The organism is Psychrobacter sp. HII-4, assembly GCF_904846595.1.
Classification (GTDB): Bacteria; Pseudomonadota; Gammaproteobacteria; order Pseudomonadales; family Moraxellaceae; genus Psychrobacter; species Psychrobacter celer.
Window position 1 is genome coordinate 22,870 of sequence record NZ_CAJHBJ010000004.1, and the last position, 18,337, is coordinate 41,206.

At 46.5% G+C, this 18,337-nt stretch carries 13 protein-coding genes; 11 read left to right on the forward strand and 2 right to left on the reverse strand.

The window, feature by feature from the left end; translation table 11 throughout:
* Window positions 1-92: 92 nt before the first annotated feature.
* The gene (map, locus tag JMX98_RS03720; RefSeq protein WP_410524051.1) at window positions 93-884 is read right to left on the reverse strand and encodes a type I methionyl aminopeptidase; all 792 of its coding nucleotides are present in this window, start codon (window positions 882-884) and stop codon (window positions 93-95) included.
* A 299-nt stretch (window positions 885-1,183) separates the two neighbouring features.
* Here map and JMX98_RS03725 point away from each other — a divergent pair, with 299 nt between their 5' ends.
* The 11 genes from JMX98_RS03725 to JMX98_RS03775 all read left to right on the forward strand — a co-directional run bounded on the left by JMX98_RS03725 (window position 1,184) and on the right by JMX98_RS03775 (window position 18,066).
* Window positions 1,184-2,260 (forward strand): esterase/lipase family protein, encoded by a 1,077-nt coding sequence (locus tag JMX98_RS03725; protein WP_201584802.1) that lies wholly within the window; start codon window positions 1,184-1,186, stop codon window positions 2,258-2,260.
* A gap of 27 nt (window positions 2,261-2,287) precedes the next feature.
* Window positions 2,288-3,391, forward strand: coding sequence for a lipase secretion chaperone (locus JMX98_RS03730; protein WP_201584803.1), 1,104 nt, complete (start codon window positions 2,288-2,290; stop codon window positions 3,389-3,391).
* Between the two features lie 618 nt (window positions 3,392-4,009).
* Window positions 4,010-4,498: an META domain-containing protein gene (locus JMX98_RS03735; RefSeq protein WP_201584804.1), complete on the forward strand. Its 489-nt coding sequence runs from the start codon at window positions 4,010-4,012 to the stop codon at window positions 4,496-4,498.
* 156 nt (window positions 4,499-4,654) lie between these two features.
* Window positions 4,655-5,677 carry a PD40 domain-containing protein gene (locus JMX98_RS03740; RefSeq protein ID WP_201584805.1) on the forward strand — a complete coding sequence of 341 codons (1,023 nt, stop codon included), beginning with the start codon at window positions 4,655-4,657 and terminating at the stop codon, window positions 5,675-5,677.
* Between the two features lie 182 nt (window positions 5,678-5,859).
* On the forward strand, window positions 5,860-6,528 hold the full coding sequence (locus JMX98_RS03745) for an OB-fold-containig protein (RefSeq protein ID WP_201584806.1): 669 nt from the start codon (window positions 5,860-5,862) through the stop codon (window positions 6,526-6,528).
* A gap of 118 nt (window positions 6,529-6,646) precedes the next feature.
* Window positions 6,647-8,734, forward strand: a complete 2,088-nt coding sequence (locus tag JMX98_RS03750) for a hypothetical protein (RefSeq protein ID WP_201584808.1) — start codon at window positions 6,647-6,649, stop codon at window positions 8,732-8,734.
* A gap of 219 nt (window positions 8,735-8,953) precedes the next feature.
* Window positions 8,954-15,148: a DNA repair ATPase gene (locus JMX98_RS03755; RefSeq protein ID WP_201584810.1), complete on the forward strand. Its 6,195-nt coding sequence runs from the start codon at window positions 8,954-8,956 to the stop codon at window positions 15,146-15,148.
* Between the two features lie 15 nt (window positions 15,149-15,163).
* The gene (locus JMX98_RS03760; RefSeq protein ID WP_201584812.1) at window positions 15,164-15,313 is read left to right on the forward strand and encodes a DUF2256 domain-containing protein; all 150 of its coding nucleotides are present in this window, start codon (window positions 15,164-15,166) and stop codon (window positions 15,311-15,313) included.
* Window positions 15,314-15,464: 151 nt separating this feature from the next.
* Window positions 15,465-16,649, forward strand: a complete 1,185-nt coding sequence (locus JMX98_RS03765; protein WP_201584813.1) for a YjgN family protein — start codon at window positions 15,465-15,467, stop codon at window positions 16,647-16,649.
* Between the two features lie 92 nt (window positions 16,650-16,741).
* Window positions 16,742-17,944 (forward strand): M48 family metallopeptidase, encoded by a 1,203-nt coding sequence (locus JMX98_RS03770; RefSeq protein ID WP_201584814.1) that lies wholly within the window; start codon window positions 16,742-16,744, stop codon window positions 17,942-17,944.
* A 14-nt stretch (window positions 17,945-17,958) separates the two neighbouring features.
* Window positions 17,959-18,066 (forward strand): DUF2256 domain-containing protein, encoded by a 108-nt coding sequence (locus tag JMX98_RS03775; protein ID WP_201584906.1) that lies wholly within the window; start codon window positions 17,959-17,961, stop codon window positions 18,064-18,066.
* Between the two features lie 66 nt (window positions 18,067-18,132).
* Here the strand turns inward: JMX98_RS03775 and JMX98_RS03780 are convergent, their stop codons facing one another.
* Complete coding sequence (locus JMX98_RS03780) at window positions 18,133-18,303, reverse strand: hypothetical protein (RefSeq protein ID WP_201584815.1); 171 nt, start codon at window positions 18,301-18,303, stop codon at window positions 18,133-18,135.
* Window positions 18,304-18,337: the final 34 nt, after the last annotated feature.

Sequence of the window (18,337 nt, forward strand, 5' to 3'; positions counted from 1 at the left end):
ATATCCAATTAATAGGGTAAAAAAATTGTTGATACCAAAAGTATCGCAATTATAGTCCAAAAAAAAGACCGCCTAGGCGATCTTTTCTTGTCTTACTGGGTCAAAAAGCTCAGGTCTTCTTCAGGACGCGTGGTAAACACTTCACAGCCATTGTCGGTCACGACCATCGTATGCTCCCACTGAGCCGACAGCTTACGGTCTTTGGTAATCGCCGTCCATTCATCAGGTAAAATCTTGGTCTGCCATGTGCCTTGGTTGATCATCGGCTCAATGGTAAAGGTCATGCCCGTTTTTAGCTCAAAGCCTGTGCCTTTTTTGCCGTAGTGCATCACTTGTGGCTCGTGATGGAATTCATCACTGATGCCATGACCACAGAACTCACGGACGATACTAAAACGCTCAGGCTCGACCACTTCTTGAATAGCGGCACCAATATCACCAAGACGCGCGCCGTTTTTGACGACACTCATGCCAGCATATAGCGCGTCTTGTGCGACTTTGCAGATACGCTGCGCCATGATAGAGCCGTTACCGACGATCCACATCTTTGAAGTATCGCCATAGTAGCCGTCTTTGATCACGGTCACATCAATATTGATGATATCGCCATCTTTGAGTAGCTTGCTTTCGGTTGGGATGCCGTGACAGACCACGTGGTTGACGGATGTACAAATCGATTTTGGAAAACCGTTGTAATTCAGCGGAGCAGGAATGGCTTTTTGCACATTGACTATATAGTCATGAGCGATTTGGTTGAGGGCTTCGGTACTGACGCCGACCTTGACATGCTCATCGAGCATGACAAGGACATCACTGGCGAGTTTGCCGGCCACACGCATTTTTTCTATGGCCTCTGGGGACTGGATAAGGGATTTTTTAGTCATCATGGTGTGTCTTATAATTATGAAGTTAATGTGGGGAGATTATACCATAAATGGGCCGATGGCAGTTTTATGATAAGTAATATTAAATCTATCATTATTATTGACAATAGTTGCTTTACAGCCCCATTTGAGCCGTTATGACCCTCCAGTCACGATAATATATTCATATTTTGACAATTTAGTTGAATCTTGTAAAAGATAGAAGTAATGTAATTTTGCATGCTAAAGGGATTAGCAGCAGTCTTTGCCGACGTTATGAGGTAAAGGCACTCACCATTAATGATGACAAGGATGTTGTTATGACGCTCTCCTCGTACGTTCGTGCTGCGCTCACGCCGCGCACTTTTTTACCAATACTGGGCTCTATCAGTACTGGCGTTTTATTAATGACCATGCAAACCACCTCAGCGCAAGCGGCAGGGCAGTACTATAATTGTGCTAATGCCAATGGCTGTACGCTAGTCGATAGCAAATACTTTACCTCCAGTTATACCAAGACTCAGTATCCAGTGGTCATGGCTCATGGGCTTGGCGGTTTTACCAAGATGTTTGGGGTCTTAGATTATTTCAACGGGATTCCTAGTGAGCTAATGAAAGGTGGATCAGAGGTGTACACCACCAAAACATCAGCGGTGAATAACAGTGAAGTCCGCGGCGAGCAGCTATTACAGCAAGTCAAAACCATCACTGCCATTTCAGGCGATCCAAAAGTCAATTTGTTTGGGCACAGTCAAGGCGGTATAGACATCCGCTATGTCGCTGGCGTTGCACCAAAATACGTCGCCTCGGTCACCGCCGTATCAAGCCCAGAGCAAGGCTCAAAAACAGCCGATTTTGTCAAAAACGTCCTTGAACCAAACAATGACACAGGTGAGCCATCAAACGTCACGACACAGCTGGTATCAGGGGTGTTTAATTTGATTGGCGGCTTTACAGATGTGGGATCAGGCATCAGCTTTAAAGAGATACAAGCGCAAGATGGCTGGCAAGCACTCATGGCGCTATCAACCGATGGTGCGGCCAAATTCAATGCCAAATTCCCCGCAGCAATGCCAACAAGTTACTGTGGTCAGCCAACCAGTACCTCTGCAAACGGAATCAAATATTACTCATTTAGTGGCGTCGGACAAGTCATGAGATCCCTTGACCCTAGTGATTATCTGCTTGCAGCAACAGGCGTACCGTTTTTATTTGATGCCAATGATGGTCTGGTCTCTGTCTGCTCAAGCCGACTCGGGTATGTGATTCGTGACAACTACATCATGAACCATCTAGATTCAGCCGATCAGTTATTAGGTTTGACCGCATGGGGCGAGTCTAAGCCCAAGTCCATTTATCGTACTCAGGTCAATCGCCTAAAAAACGCCAACCTTTAAGCTGACTTGTAAAAAGAACTCTCATCTATGTCGAATAATCGCCGTCCAGCTTATTTACCAATCGCTATCATCGCCGTGGTCATCATAGTCATCGCGGCGGCGGTGATTATGTGGTTTAAGCCAGATAATAAACCGATGGCGACTCAGCAGTCGCTATCTGCTTCACCCACTGATAAGTCTGAGAGTACGTTGTCCACTGCACTAAATAGTGAGCAAACAGAACAAACCGCTTTAGCCCAAAGCCAGTCTGCATTTGTCACTGGGTTAGAGCGTTTGCCGCGCTCATTAAGAGACACGCAAGTGGACGGCGAAATCATCATTGATGAGCACAAGCAATTGGTCGTCACTGAAGGTCTGCGGCGTTTATTCGATTATTTTTTATCAGCTATAGGAGAGGAGGACGAAGCTGTTATTTTTGCGCGTGTCGAGAGTTATATCCGTCACCATACCCCAGAGCCTGCGGCCAGCCAAGCGGTCGCCATCTTTGGTAACTATGTGGCGTATCTCAAAGCACTGCCTGATATAGAAAAACGCTATGGCAATCTGCAACTACAAGCGAGCAAAAGCGGTGAGCTGGATTTGAATGCCATTGCTCAGCAAAGGCAAGAGGTGGCGAGTTTACGTCAGCAGTATTTTGACAAAACCACCATCGAAGCCTTCTTTGGTGCAGAAGATAACTACGATGACTATAGTATGGAGATGGTCAGAATCAATCAAAACGAGCAAATGAGTGAGGCACAAAAACAGGCTGCCAGACAAGATTATGTGAGCCGTCTACCAGATGGTGCGATCAAAACCAATATCATGCAGCAAGCCAATCTTAATGAGCTTATGGCTCGTACTGAACAGATGAAAGCGGCAGGTGCCAGCCCTGAAGCGCTATACAATATGCGTCGAGAGCTAGTGGGCGCACCAGCGGCCGAGAGACTGGCACAAGTCGATCAAGAGGATGCCAATTTTGACCAGCGCTTTACTCAGTATGAAGCACAAAAGGCGCAGCTATTGAGTCAAAGTGCCAATCCAGCAACGGCGCAAAGTCAGATTGAGCAGCTTGAGCAGCAACTGTTTGATGACGCTGAGCGCAAGCGTTTATCCGGTTATGCAGCGTTGCAAAAAACAAAGACTCAATAGACGCACTTTATTAACATTAAATAACTTACTGTAATGTAAGGGACAGGTATGCTAAAAGTGTGAATAAGCGATGGTGATTGGGAAGGGTACGTTCCAATGGCTGTGGCTTTGACACAACGATAGTAATACTTTGCTAATGAAGAGCCAAACATAACTGGTACAGATGTGATCTAACGCAGTGGTACATACGCTTATTAAGACTGACGTTGTGTCTACCGTTGTGATAAGTGATATCAGTCATCAGATGCGATAGTTGCACGATAAAAACACCTCACTATTTAGTGGGGTGTTTTGGTTTGAGAGAAATGTCACCAGCCAAAATCATCAAAAGTTATCGTGCTTTTGGTGAGTTGGTGAGTTGGTGAGTTGGTGAGTTGGTGAGTTGGATGACTGGAGCTTACCCTCAATTGCCAACATTGTCGCGATTGTATCGGGCAACAAATATCTGCCAAGTAATAACTCAATTAATAATGACAGCAAGCGCTGGGTGAGACACTATATCGCGACTGCTCAAGATCATTCATAGCAATAAAAAAATTTTGATTGGGTCTTTAGCAGTTGCACTAAGCGCAAGCTTAAGACGCGATAAACTTGCTGAATTCAATAGAAGGAATAAGTATGAAGAATATGACAAAAATGATAATGGGTACCACCTTTGTTATAGGTGCGCTTACTGCTGGTTGCCAGACAACGGCTACCTTGCCTGCGCCAGTCAGTCAGCCCGTCACTGTAGAGGCATTACAAGCGCACAACTGGCAGCTGGTTGATGCCAAACATATGAATGGTGAGCGAGTAACCGCACTATTTTTTGATCCAGCCAAGCCGCTCACTTTGAGCTTTATGAATGATAACGGTAGAAACTACGTCGCATTTATGAATACCTGCAACAACATGAGCGCAGGTTACAGTGTCGTCAATGGTGATGTGCAGATCAAAAATGGCATCAGCACAATGATGGCCTGTCCTGAACCGAAAGCCAGTTTCGATACAGCAGCAGTCGCCACGGTACAAGGCAAGTATAGCCTCAGCAAAAACGCCAAAAAAGTGCCAATCTTGACCATCAAAAATGACAATCAAGTGGCTTACTTTAAAGCTGTGTCTAAATAAGCTAACGATGTATAAGAGCAATATAAACATTCTGTTTAGATTTAATAAGGCCTCACTCATATGTGGGGCCTTTTTTGATCCGAAGTTTGTCGAATTTTGCGCTACACTAGCGTAAAGCTGCTGTCATGCCTTATAGATTTCACTGGATACTACTTTATGTCTAAAACCATTATGTCGAAACCAACCACGAATAACATCATGATAAAAGGGGCGACGACGATCGCTATACTGGCAGCTCTCACTGGCTGTCAGACATTGCCTAGCACTGAAATCAAAAAGCCGAATAATATAGTAGTGGGTAGTAACCCGTTAACTGCTGCTATGCCTGCCATTGATCGTCAAGGACACATTGCTTACGTAGAAGAGCAAGGGGTAGGAAGCGCCAAAGTATCGACACTCTATAGTATCCGTCCTGATGGCAGTGATCGTCAGCGCATTGATCAGATCACAGGTTATATCTATGCGCCAGCGTGGTCAGCTGATGGTCAACAGCTCGCCTATAGCAAACAAGCACCGCACGAGCATCCTAAAATATATATTTATGATAAAAGCAGTAAAACGCGCAATCTGGTGGTCAATGCTGAAGGCAGTAATATGTCAGCGTCATTCTCACCTGATGGTCAACATCTGCTCTATAGCTCTACGGTCGGCGGTAATGCTGATATTTATAAGGTGCGCCTAAATGATGGGAAAACTGAGCAATTAACGACATTACCGAGCACTGAGGTACAGCCCAGCTATGCCGCTGACGGCAAAAGCTTTGTCTATACCAGTGACAAAGTCCGTGCAGGTCGTCCCCGTATCTATCGCTATCACTTCGCGACTGGTAAAGCCGTACCTGTACCGACAAATGGCTATGTCGCCAGTCCTCAGCTCAGTGTAGATGGTCAGCGTATGGCTTATCTAAATGGCCGCAAGGCTGCTGTCATGACGCTGACGACTGGACAAGTGATCAATCTGGCAGAGACTGGTCTCGATGAGCCGGCTCGTCTATCTCCTTCTGGCAAGTATGCAGTCTATCCAACGCGTCATTCAAAAATCAGCGGGCAAGTAGGCGTTCAAAGTGTTGGAAGCCAAAAAGGTGGAGATTTGGTGATTCATTCGCTCTCAGGAAATACGAGCTATGCTATCAATAGTCAAAATGGTGGGGTCGTACGCTCACCGATATGGGGCCGCTGATTAACACAGCTATATATTATGTAATGAAATGTATATATAATCATTAACAAAGAAACATAAGTTGATTCTAAAAATATAAATATAACGGCATTAAGTCGAGCAAAAGTCATTCATGTCATACCAAATTATGTAATTGGGTCATTAAGATACTAGATTAAGTAGGCAAAGGGAGAGGAGATGTCATGCAAGAGGCTTTTTTAGTATTTATTACTAATATCAGTTTATATCCCACGATTGTTTTTACGGGGCTTGTGATGTTTGTGACCTTGTATTGGGTCGTCTCTTTGCTTGGTCTGGCAGATATGGATAGCGTCGATCTTGGGGATGTAGGCGGTGACGTAGGTGGTGATGCAGATGTCTCAAACCTATCTTCAACGGGGTTTTTTACCGGTCTCATGCTCAAGTTTGGCCTTTATGGCGTGCCGCTTATTATTATCTTAACCCTTATTAGCCTTATCGGTTGGCTACTAAGCTATCTGTACACCAGCTTTTTGCACCAAAACGTTGACTCAGGCATTTTGTATTATGTATTTGGTACAGGGGCACTGGTCTTTGTTTTGGTGATATCGATGTGGCTGACTGGCCTTATTATCTCGCCAATTCGTAAAAACATCGCCAAAATCCCTAAACGCAATGCTTCTAGTAATATCGGCAAAATCGCTGTGGTGCGTACGCTGAGCGTGACTGACAAGCATGGAGAGGCAGTACTCAATGATGGCGGCGCAGGCTTGATACTCAAGATTCGCTCAGATATGAGTGACAATCAGTTAAAACAAGGCGATAAAGTCGTGTTGGTAGCGTATTTAGATGATGCCAACACTTACCGAGTCACGCCTGTTGAAGACAAATAATGCTCATCAAAGATATTGGTCAGTAAATGGTGGCTTAATAACAGATAAAAAATAAGTATTTAGTAAATAGAGCAAGGGTTTTAAATTCGCTTGGAATGTTTTAATTAGAGGAATGGATATGGACAAACTCATTATCGTCGGCGTAGTTGTGGTGCTGGCGTTTGTTTTTATGATGGTCGCACTTTTGATGCTCAAAGCCTTTTATGTGAAGGTTGAGCAAGGCAAAGCACTCATTATCAACGGGGTGAGTAAAATCGCCGTGCGCTTTGATGGCGGGTTTGTTTGGCCTGTCATCAACAAAAAAGAGCTGATGAAAATCTCGCTGATCACCTTAGAGGTGGACAGACGCGGTAAAGAAGGCTTGATTTGCGCGGATAACATGCGTGCCGATATCACAGTCGCATTTTATCTGCGAGTGAATGAAACCGAAGAGGACGTCCTCAAAGTCGCCAAATCCGTTGGCGTAGAGAGAGCGTCTGATAAAGTCGCAGTCAATGAGCTATTCAATGCCAAGTTTTCTGAAGCGTTAAAGACGGTCGGTAAGCAGATTGATTTTGTCAAACTGTTCGAAAACCGCAGTCAGTTCCGTGACAGCATCGTCCAAGAAATCGGTAACGATCTGAACGGTTATGTCCTAGAAGATGTGGCGATTGACTATCTAGAGCAAACGCCAAAAGTATCGCTGGACTCCAGCAATATCCTAGATGCTGAGGGTATCAAAAAGATCACTCAGCTAACGGCGTTTCAAAACGTCATCACCAATGAGCTTGAGCGTGACGAAGAGCTAGCGGTTAAGAAAAAGAACGTCGAAACCCGAGAGGCGATGCTGGAGCTTGAGCGTCAACAAGCCGATGCTGAAGCCAAACAAAAACGCGAAATTGCGTCAGTCATCGCTCGCGAAACGGCCGAGACGCGCAAGATTGAAGAAGAAGAGCGCAAAAAATCAGAAACCGCTATCATCATCGTCGAACAGGATCTGGCGATTCAGCGCGAAAACCAGCAGCGCGAAATCGAGGTTGCAGAGCAAAACCGTATGCGCGCCGTCATCATCGAGCAAGAAAAAGTGACGCGAGCGCAGGATTTAGAGATCGTCTCGCGTGAGCGTGAAGTTGACTTGCAGCGCATCGAAGCTGAGCGTGCCATCGAGCTTGAGAAAAAAGAAATCGCCAACGTCATCCGTGAGCGTATCGCAGTCGATAAGACCGTGGCGCAAGAAGAAGAGCGCATCAAAGAAGTCCGCGAAGTCAGTGAGGCGGAGCGTGACAAGCAAACACGCGTTCTTGCCGCTGAGGCAGATGCTGAAGAGCTCAAAGTGCGCCAGGTGAAAAAAGCAGAAGCAGAAGAGCTATCCGCCAAGCATAAAGCCATCGAGATTACCACCCTTGCCAACGCCAATTTAGAGGCGGCGGCCAAAGATGCTGAGGCCAAAGTTAAGCTGGCTGAGGGAATCAAGGCCGAAGAGTCGGCGCATGGTTTTGCCGAAGCGGCCATCCAAGAAGCCAAGGCCATGTCGCTAGAAAAAGAAGGTATTGCGAGAGCCAATGTCATCAAAGCGACGGGACAGGCTCAGGCTCAAACGGACCGTGAAAAAGGCATGGCTGAGGCCGAAGTTATCGCGGCTCGCGGCGCCTCTAAAGCAAAAGCTGAGCGTGACATCGGTATGGTCGATGCAGAGATTGTTGCCGCTCGCGGTGAGTCAAACGCCAAAGCCGAGCGCGATGTCGGCATGGCTAATGCGCAAGTCGTTGCCGCTCGCGGTGAGTCGGATGCCAAGGCTGAACGCGACGTCGGTCTGGCCAAAGCCGAAGTCACGCGTGCGCACTTCCAAGCTGAGGCCGATGGTCTGGTTGAGAAGTTCAACGCCATGGGCAGCATGAGTAAAGAGGCTCGTGAGCACGAGGAGTTCCGCATGGGGCTTGAGACCGCGCTACAAGAAGCGATGGCTTCTATTGACGCTGGTAAAGAGATTGCCAAAGAAAATGCTGAAGTCTTGGCAGTGGCACTCCAAAAAGCCAAAATCGATATCGTCGGCGGCGAAGCCCACTTCTTTGACAACTTTGCCAAATCACTCTCTATCGGCAAAGCCATCGATGGCCTTGCTGGTAAGTCAGATACCCTAAGCGGTATCCTCAATGGTGTGCTGGCCAATCAGGCGATGAATAAAGCCAATAAGTCAGATAACGCGCCGACTCAATATAATGATTAGTATGTTTGATAATCAAAAATCTGCTGCTGTGGCGGCAGGTTTTTTGGTCAGCTCATGACAGTACCGAGCTGGCTGGTCTAAAAAAGCTTATCCGCGTCTTTGTCGCTTAACGTTACTTTTCGTTTTTTTAGACCAGTCAAGATTTTCTTAGATTTATCTCATCTTTTCTTATTGCCCAAAACTCTCTTATTATATAAAAACAGAAGTGGACGACTTACGATGGCGGATACGCAAAACCCAACCAATCTAGATAGCACCGACAACGATAGCCAAGCCAATCAAGCCCAGCCCAGCAGTCAAGCCGATCAGGCCGTCGCTTCAGGTAACGCCTATGAGCTTATAAAAAAGCGCCTTACCGAGCAAGGTAGCCGCTTAGAGCAGCAAACCGCGACCTTAAATAATGCGCGCCTACAAGAGTTTGGCAGCACACAGATGCAAGTGATTGCCCGCACACGCATTCGTACCGAATATAACTGCGTGGCGCAAGATATGGTACAGGTCGGTGATTATTTGCTGTTTGGTTACAACGTCTTTATGGGGCTTAAGCGCGCCAGTAGTATCAAGGATGTGCTATCGCTATATCGTCTGAGCAAGGCAACTGATGGTGGCGATACGGCTGAGGAGGGCGCGCAGAAAAGCCAAGCCAATCAAGAAGAGGCGTATCAGTTAGAAGAAGTCGAGTTGGCAGGGACTTTTTTAGATCAGCAAGCTTTTGTAAAAGACTTCAACGAGCTATACCGCTATTACAAGCAAACGCGCCTTATGCAGCTGACGGTCAAAGACAGCAAGCTTTTGCTGGCGTTTCAGATCGGTGAGCGTATCAGCGATATTCGGGTGTTTCGCTTTGCGCTTGATTTTAGCGAAGGCACACCAAAGGCTGCGCAAGTGGCTTATGTCGACAATCGCGGTGAGCGCGATATTGAGCTACCACCTGCTTATGATTTTGAGTGGATAGAGACCACGCGTGAGCAGATGATCAATGGCAAATATCCGCACATGAATATCCTAGACACCATATTTGTGGAAACGGTCGGCGGTGACTTGACCATCAAGATTGAGGACAATACCGAGTCAGGGCAGGGCATCTATAGCGAGCCGGTCGATGACCGTACCCAGTCGCTTACCGATGCTCAGATTGATTATGCCAAGGTGGGCAGCTTAATCCTCCTCAAAATATTACCGTATCGCGAGGACAGCTATCGCTACTTTGTTTATAACACCTTGACCGAGGCTGTGCTGCGGCTGGATGCCATCGGGCAGTCGTGTGTGCAGCTGCCTGAGGATCACGGCATCATCTTCCCTGGAGGCTACTATCTGCAGACAGGCGAGTATAAGCTGTTTGATGCTCATAATGGCGATGCCAACACCAGTACGGGTAGCGGCACGGGAAAAAACCTAAAGTTTAAACGTAAGATCATCTCGCCCAATGGCGAAGATGTATTGTTTTTGTTTTATGACCGAGCACTTGGCGTCACGGGGCTATTTCCTTACAACCTTATCAAAAAACAGCTGGCAAACCCCATTTATTGTAACGGCATGGCGCTGGCTGAAAACGGCCGTTTGGTGCTGTTTAGTGCGCAAAATGAGCCGTCACGTATTCATCCAATGCAGATATGGCATACGCCGTATGCGTCGCATGAGTATGTCAGCGAGTTGCCTGAAAGCACGAGCTTTTATGGCAAAATCGGTAACAAAGAGCTGGTACGTGGTATCTCAGATCTTTATAGCATCACTCGCCTCATTGACAATCAAAGCGTCTCGCAAAAGCTTTATGAAGAGCTCGCCGACAATACCAGTCGTCTCTTTGATAGCTATTATTGGTTGTCCGAGCCAGAGCTGGCCGATATTGCAGGCAGTATCAAAGACGTCACCGCCACCGCCGAGCTGGTCATTGATGAGTTTGCCAAAGTCCAAAGCATCCAAAAACAAACCCAAGCAGCCCTAGCGGATGCCGACGCTCAGCAAAATGATATCCTGCGGCAAATAAAAATCACAAACTTTGAGTCAGCCAGTGACTATGTGGCGCAGTTATCAGCGCTCAGGCGGCAAAAAGGTCGGCTGGTCGGCTTAGAGGACTTGCGTTATTTAGATAGTGATAAGTTACAAGCATTGCAAAAACAATTGGAGGAAGCAGAGAGCGAGCTGGCCGAAAAAACCGTGACGTTTTTAAGCGGTGAGGAGGCATTATCCAGCTATGAGGATATTTTAGCAGAGGTCAGCGAACGTCTAGACACCGCCGAAACCAATAGCGAGCTCAAACCGGTGCTTGAGCAAATCGACGATACCGCTGCAGGGCTGGACTTGTTGACCGAGCTGCTGGGCACCCTCGATGTCGCTGATGCCACCGTCCGTACGCAAATCATCGATGACATATCGTCCATTTACTCGCGCCTCAATCAAAACAAAGCCAAGCTCAATCATAAACGTAAAAGCTTAGGTTCTGCCGAAGCGATTGCGCAATTTGGCGCGCAGTTTAAGCTGTTTGGTCAGTCGATTGCCAATGCCTTGTCGATTGCCAATACGCCGGAGAAATCAGACGAGCAAATGGCCAAGCTACTGGTGCAGCTAGAGGAGCTTGAGAGTCAGTTTGCTGATCCTGAGACGGGGGGCGGCGATCAGTTTTTGGCAGATATCATCACCAAGCGCGAAGAGATTTTTGATACTTTTGAAAATCATAAACAGCAGCTGCTCGATGCCCGTAATCGCCGGGCGCAAAACCTAGGCGATGGCGCACTACGGATGCTTGAGAGTATCAAAAAACGCACCCAAAGCACTGGCGTCACTGGATTTGCCGAGGAAGAAGCGCTCAATACTTACTTTGCCTCTGATGGTCTGGTACAAAAAGTACGGAGCATCGCCAAAGACTTACAACAGATGGGCTTTAGCGTCAAAGCAGACGATATCGATGCACGCCTCAAAGCCATTCAGGTTGAAAGCTATAAGAGCCTCAAAGACAAGTCGGATCTGTTTGAAGACGGTGGGCAGATCATCAAGCTTGGCCGTCATCGCTTTTCGGTCAACACTCAGCCGCTGGACTTAACGCTGCTCAGTCGTCAGCAGTCCGATGGTACGCGCGTGCTCAATTTGCATCTGACGGGTACCGACTATTATGAAGTGCTCGATAATGTAGAATTAAATGCGCTGCGCCCATATTGGGACATGAGTATCGCCTCTGAGTCTGATACGGTGTACCGCGCTGAATACTTGGCCTATCGCATCATCGAGAGCGCGAAAAACAATCAAGACGGCCTGACGCAGGCGCGTCTGTATCAGGCTTATGACGACACGGTCAGTATGGCCAGTACAGCTCATACGATAGATAGCAGCGGCGAGATTACTGCCAGCAGTCCACTGGCCGCATTGGTCAAAGCGTATGCCACGCCGCGTTATCAGCTTGGGTTTGACAAAGGCATTCATGATCATGATGCCACATTGCTATTGCTCCAAATCCTGCCCACGCTACGCGATGCCGGTTTACTTATTTATACACCGCAAGTGCGCGCGCTGGCGCAGCTGTTTTATTGGCAACTGTCCCTTGTACAAGCGCTTGGCCTAGAAGCTATGCGACCCTTTGGCTATGACACTTGGCTAAATGAAAACGTGCTGATACAAGTCGGCAGCTGGCTCGATAGAGCGGTGACTGCCGAGCAGCTGCGGCGTAGCCTTGGCAGCGATCGGGCGCAGGCGCTATTAATTGCTGATATGACCATGCTCATGCGCGAGTTTGTTACGGCTTATGATGGCAGCCATACAGGCAGTAATAGTCATCATACTAGCAATAGCAATGACGCCACTATCTTTCAATACCAGCACGTACAGCAAGCCTGCGAATACTTGGTCAGTGTCATGGGGCAGGCTGGCACTGATGCAAGTGGGATGCTCGCCAGTGGTCTAGATAGTGATACTGTCGATCACAAGCTATCATTATCATGGCAAACCAGCCAGCAAGCACAAGCGCTGTGTGATCAGCTGCGCCAAGCATTGGATGCTGCTCCAAGCGGCGGGCAAGCTACTCAAAGCATGACGCAGCTGCAGTCCTCTATTGGCAAGCTGACCTTGCAGCCAAAATCTGCCTATGAGCTACTAGCCACTTGGTTCTATGCTTTGCTAGATAGCATAGCTACAGATCAGACTACAGATAGTAGCAGTGCTGATGATGGTGCTGATGATGGTGATGCGCCTAGCGAAGATGTGCGCACTAAGCGAGCAGAAGAGGAAGCGCGGCGTCAGCAGCAGGTGGAGATCGGTCGCCATTATGTACCTGAGGCGATTGCTATCATGCTCACCCAGTTAGATGACCCCATGCGCGCATCTTTATTGCAGCGCTTGAGTACGTCGGGCGTCAGCGTTGATGCAAGGGCGTCGGAGCACGCCTCGGCATCGACCTTATCCTTTATAGCATCCTCGTCTTTATCCAATGGCAAACACCCGCTAAATCAAGTACAAAGCTTTGTACGTAGTACAAGTAAGGTGGCGCTTGAGATACAGGTGGGCAGCTTATTGGGCGAGCATCAGCGTATTCATCAGCAGACCCTCACCTTTGCGGTCGATGATTTTTTAAGCCGTTTGCATCATCACGACAGCCAAGTCATTCCGGCCTATAGGCGCTATCTGGCGATGCGTACTGAGATATTGCATGAGGCAAAAGACGAGCTGCGGCTAAATGAGTTTATGCCGCGTCCGCTATCATCCTTTGTGCGTAACCGCCTGATTAATGAGAGCTATCTGCCATTGATCGGTGACAATCTTGCCAAGCAAATGGGTACCGTCGGTGAGGACAAGCGTACCGACCTGATGGGTATCCTTATGATGATATCACCGCCAGGGTACGGTAAGACCACCTTGATGGAGTATGTGGCCAATCGTCTCGGCCTGATCTTTATGAAGATTAACTGTCCGTCACTCGGTCATGATGTCACCTCATTAGATCCCGAAAAAGCGCCCAATGCCACCGCACGCGAGGAGCTAAACAAGATCAACTTAGCCTTTGAGATGGGCAATAACGTCATGCTCTATCTTGATGATATTCAGCATACGCATGCCGAGTTTTTACAAAAATTCATCTCACTGGGCGATGGTACGCGGCGTATCGATGGCGTTTGGCAAGGCAAGACCAAAACCTATGACATGCGCGGCAAAAAGTTCTGTGTGGTAATGGCGGGTAACCCCTATACCGAAAGCGGCGAAGCCTTTAAAGTCCCTGATATGCTCGCCAACCGTGCCGATATCTATAATCTTGGCGATATCATGAGCGGTATGGAGGAGGTGTTTGCCCTCAGTTATATCGAAAACGCACTCACTTCTAATAGTGTCCTCGCGCCATTGGCAAACCGCGACTTAAGCGATGTGCATCGACTGATCAAAATGGCAAAGGCCGACAATGCAAACCTCGTGCAAGCCCAAGCTAGCGAGCTGAGCTATCCGTATAGCACCTCAGAAGTTAATGAAATTGTTGCTGTCTTGCGTCATATGTTTGCCGTACAAGCAGTCATCCTTGATGTCAATCAGGCCTACATCGCCTCTGCCTCGCAAGATGATAAATACCGCACCGAGCCTATATTTAAGCTGCAAGGCAGTTACCGCAACATGAATAAGATGACCGAAAAACTATCGGCCGTCATGAATCAAGCAGAGCTGGATCAGTTAATCGATGATCACTATTTGGGCGAGTCGCAGCTACTCACCCAAGGCGCAGAGAGCAATCTACTGAAGCTTGGTGAGATGCGCGGCGTGCTGACAGAGGATGAAAAGGCACGCTGGGCGCAAATCAAAGCCGACTTTTTGCGTAACAAAGCCATGGGCGGCGAGGATGGCGATATCGGCGCACGTATCGTCGCGCAGCTTGTCGATCTTGCTAGCGGCTTTCATGCCATTAGCAGTCAGTTTGAAAGCTATGTAACAAAAAATGATCCTGAGCAGCTGGCGCGTTTAAAAGAGTCAGCTGAGCAAATAAAACGAGAGGCTCAGCTTGAGTCACAAAAAATCCTTGCCGACAGCGTGCTCTCAGGTTTTGTAGACAATGTTAAAGTCGTCAGCGATAGTATCGATAATGGCTTTGAGAAAAGTATGAACCAGCTAACACAGCTCTACAAGCACGACCATAAAGCCGAAGGCGAGTACCTCAAGCAAAACCAAGAGATGCAAAAACAACTGATGGTACAACTGGTGGGCGCGCTCGAGCAACTGGTACAGCAGATGGCTCAGAGTCTATCGAGCCGTACTGACGATCAAGCATCGACCACCGATGTCACAGAGCAGGCCGCGCTGATAGCACACGCTCTAAAAGATGCACTTGCACCGCTAACGATGCGTATGGATGAGAAGCTGGCGATTGATAGCAGCACCGATCAATCAGGCAAGCTGATCGTCAACAGTCTCAATCGCCTAAATAAAATATTTGACGATTATGAGTAATCGGTAAGGGTTATCATGGCACATAAAAAGGCAAACCTACCACAAAAAACCTGCCCCGTCTGCCAGCGTCCGTTTACGTGGCGTAAGAAGTGGGAGAAAGATTGGGAGCAGGTGATTTATTGTTCGGAGCGGTGTCGGCGGGGGAAGAGTAAGGCTGATGGATAAATATAAAGCAAAATAAGGGTGCGTTGGTTTTCATCGTGAGCCAAAAATCATTTTTTATTGCTTAAGTAAAATGAAAGATTGAGGCTGCGTTATTCATAATAGCCAGCAGCATACAGAATCAACTCAATAGTGATAAGGTTATAAATATAGGATGAAGCAAATACAGTTTAATGGTAGCGGTAATGAATTTTTTAAAATATGGATTGTGAATGTTTTACTGTGCATCGTCACTTTTGGTATTTATTACCCTTGGGCAAAAGTGCGTACACGTCGATATTTTTATGCAAATCTTGAGTATGCAGATCGGTATTTTGATTACCATGCGACAGGCAAGCAGTTGTTTCTTGGTTATTTAATTGGTGTGTTGATATTACTTGCTATACAGATTGTTGGCTCTATTCTACCTTTTATCAGTATCATATTGCCTGTTATTTTATTTGCTTTTGTCCCTTGGATTATTTGGCGCAGTTTAAAATTCAATATGCGCATGACCAGTTTTAGCAACGTACGTTTTGGTTTTATCGGCGCTCTAAAACCTGCTTATGTTATCTATATGCTGATACCTATATTGGGATATGTCGCTACTGCGCTGCTTATTTTTGGCTGTTTATCATCATTATCAACTATATATGAAGGTGCTCGTTCGACGTTTGGTCTGATTGCATTTATAGCAGCGTTAATAGCAGCCATTGGCTTAGGTCTTTTTGTCTTTGGGCTTTTTATTAAAAAATCATCGGAATACCGTATTGGGCAGACGAGATTTGGTCAAGGCAGGTTCTTTACGGATATTCATACTAAAAAATTTGTAAAAATTCAGTTCAAAAGAGTGCTCATTATTATAGGCGGTTTGTTGCTACTTACCGTGCTCGCTGGTCTATTAGTGGTGTTTGCTATGTCAGGAGAGGTCAACTTGACCAATATGTCTAGCAATATGGAAAGGGCGGATGCCAGCCCATGGTTTATCGTTGGCTTTCTTGCATTATTCGCTGGTTTTATTGCCACTTTTTTATTTGCGACTGCCTACTCATTTAGCCGTCAACGCGAGTATTTATTTGCCAATACGACACTGGATAAAGCGATTACGTTTAAATCAACGGTGAGTGCTCGTGGTTATTTTTATGTGTTAATCACAAATATGCTGTTGGTGTTATTTACTATTGGCTTAGCAACGCCTTGGGCAAAAGTTCGTGTTGCGCGCTATGTCGCGGACAACTCGTGGATACAATCCTCAGAGTTGGATATTAATCACTATTTGACTCAAAAAGAGCAAGAGCAGTCTGCTATTGGTGAAGAGATTGGCGATGTTTTAGATGTCGATATTGATATTGCTATCTAAAAAGCGCCCATTAATCCGCTTTGTTCCAACCATTTCCATCATTGATTACCATCTTAAAGTGACGCCTACACGTGGAGATAATAAGAGTATTTATGACACAGACAGCATCGGTAAATACAGTCTCAGGCAAATGGTATCCAAAAGACAGCTCAGTCCAACACGCCGCTCAACTTACGGTAGATAACGCGCAGTATAAAGTACAGATTGTCGCCCATGAGACCAATAAGGATACTGGTAAGCATCAACTCCTTAGTGGTCAGTGGTCGCACGTTGAAATCAGTGATCGTTTAGGAAATACGGAGCGAAAACTCATACTTGCTGACGGCTCATTATTTACGACTAAGGATAATGAGGCTATCGATCGTTTAATTACGAGTAATAAAAATAGCGATACCGCCTCAAAGTGGCGCTTACGCTTACATCATCATGAAACGAAAATGACCAGCGTCTTGACGATGTTGGTTATGACCGTGATATTTGCATTTGGTTTTATAAAATGGGGGCTGCCTTGGACGAGCCAAGCGGTTGCGCATGCCCTACCGCAACAGACGGGCACGTTTATAGGCAAGCGCTCTTTGGACTTTATGGATCGTTATTTTTTAAAGCCCACTCAAGTCAGTGAGGCTAAACAACAACAGATTGTCTCTCGATTTAATGCTCGTCTGAAGCCGTTTGGCGGTGGTGATAACATTGATTATCAGATTCATTTTCGCAATATGAGTATCGGCGACGTCAGTCAGCCCAACGCCTTTGCCTTACCATCTGGTGATATTATTTTGACGGATAAGTTTGTTGAGCTGAGTCAAAATAACGATGAGATAGACGCCGTACTGTTGCATGAAATGGGTCATGTGGTAGAGCGTCATGGCTTAGAAATGCTAACCCAAAATTCACTAACGACTATGATTGTGATATTGGTCTTGGGCAATCCAGATGGTATCAGTGAGCTGGCGACAGGATTGGGCACTGCCTTGGTATCAAACCACTATTCACGTCAATATGAGACCGAAGCAGACAAGTTCGCATTTAACAAAATGCTCAAAATTGGTATCGACCCACAGTCTTTTGTAGATATTCTAAGTCGTATGGAAGATTATTCGACAGCAGTGGAAAATCAAGAAAACGATAGTGAGGCTACAAAACAGAAAGAACAGAAAACCACAGATAGCGAGGCATCTGCCGAAGAAGACAAACTGTCTGACTTCTTATCCACCCACCCAAATACTCAGTTACGAATTGAAATGGCAAACAAATATAGTGCGTGCTTTAAAGAGGGGTTACAGGTTTGTGAGTAAAGCCACCGTAAAAAATCTACCCCGTCTGCCAGCGCCCGTTTACGTGGCGTAAAAAGTGGGAAAAGGATTGGGAGCAGGTCGTGTATTGTTCTGAGCGGTGTGGGTGGGGGAAGGGTAATTAGTCTAAATTAAAAAATTCAGCCTACCAATCGATAAGCTGAACTTCATGTTAATTGAAAGATTAGTTGTTACTGGCGATCAAATATGACATCTTCGCCATCATTGCTTTGTACTTCATCTTGATCTTCATAGCCGATGAAAGTCAACTTATTACCTTCAACATTGATATCCATCTGATAATAAAATGATAAATCGTCACCACCAGTACTGCTATATAGTGACTGCCCAAGAGTAAACAAGCCATTTTATATCTATAGTTATAAATATAACAAA

Bases quoted from the DNA above. Each gene is read 5' to 3' on its own strand.
- map (WP_410524051.1), bottom strand. From the start codon at position 884: ATGACTAAAAAATCCCTTATCCAGTCCCCAGAGGCCATAGAAAAAATG.
- JMX98_RS03725 (WP_201584802.1), top strand. From the start codon at position 1,184: ATGACGCTCTCCTCGTACGTTCGTGCTGCGCTCACGCCGCGCACTTTT.
- JMX98_RS03730 (WP_201584803.1), top strand. From the start codon at position 2,288: ATGTCGAATAATCGCCGTCCAGCTTATTTACCAATCGCTATCATCGCC.
- JMX98_RS03735 (WP_201584804.1), top strand. From the start codon at position 4,010: ATGAAGAATATGACAAAAATGATAATGGGTACCACCTTTGTTATAGGT.
- JMX98_RS03740 (WP_201584805.1), top strand. From the start codon at position 4,655: ATGTCTAAAACCATTATGTCGAAACCAACCACGAATAACATCATGATA.
- JMX98_RS03745 (WP_201584806.1), top strand. From the start codon at position 5,860: ATGCAAGAGGCTTTTTTAGTATTTATTACTAATATCAGTTTATATCCC.
- JMX98_RS03750 (WP_201584808.1), top strand. From the start codon at position 6,647: ATGGACAAACTCATTATCGTCGGCGTAGTTGTGGTGCTGGCGTTTGTT.
- JMX98_RS03755 (WP_201584810.1), top strand. From the start codon at position 8,954: ATGGCGGATACGCAAAACCCAACCAATCTAGATAGCACCGACAACGAT.
- JMX98_RS03760 (WP_201584812.1), top strand. From the start codon at position 15,164: ATGGCACATAAAAAGGCAAACCTACCACAAAAAACCTGCCCCGTCTGC.
- JMX98_RS03765 (WP_201584813.1), top strand. From the start codon at position 15,465: ATGAAGCAAATACAGTTTAATGGTAGCGGTAATGAATTTTTTAAAATA.
- JMX98_RS03770 (WP_201584814.1), top strand. From the start codon at position 16,742: ATGACACAGACAGCATCGGTAAATACAGTCTCAGGCAAATGGTATCCA.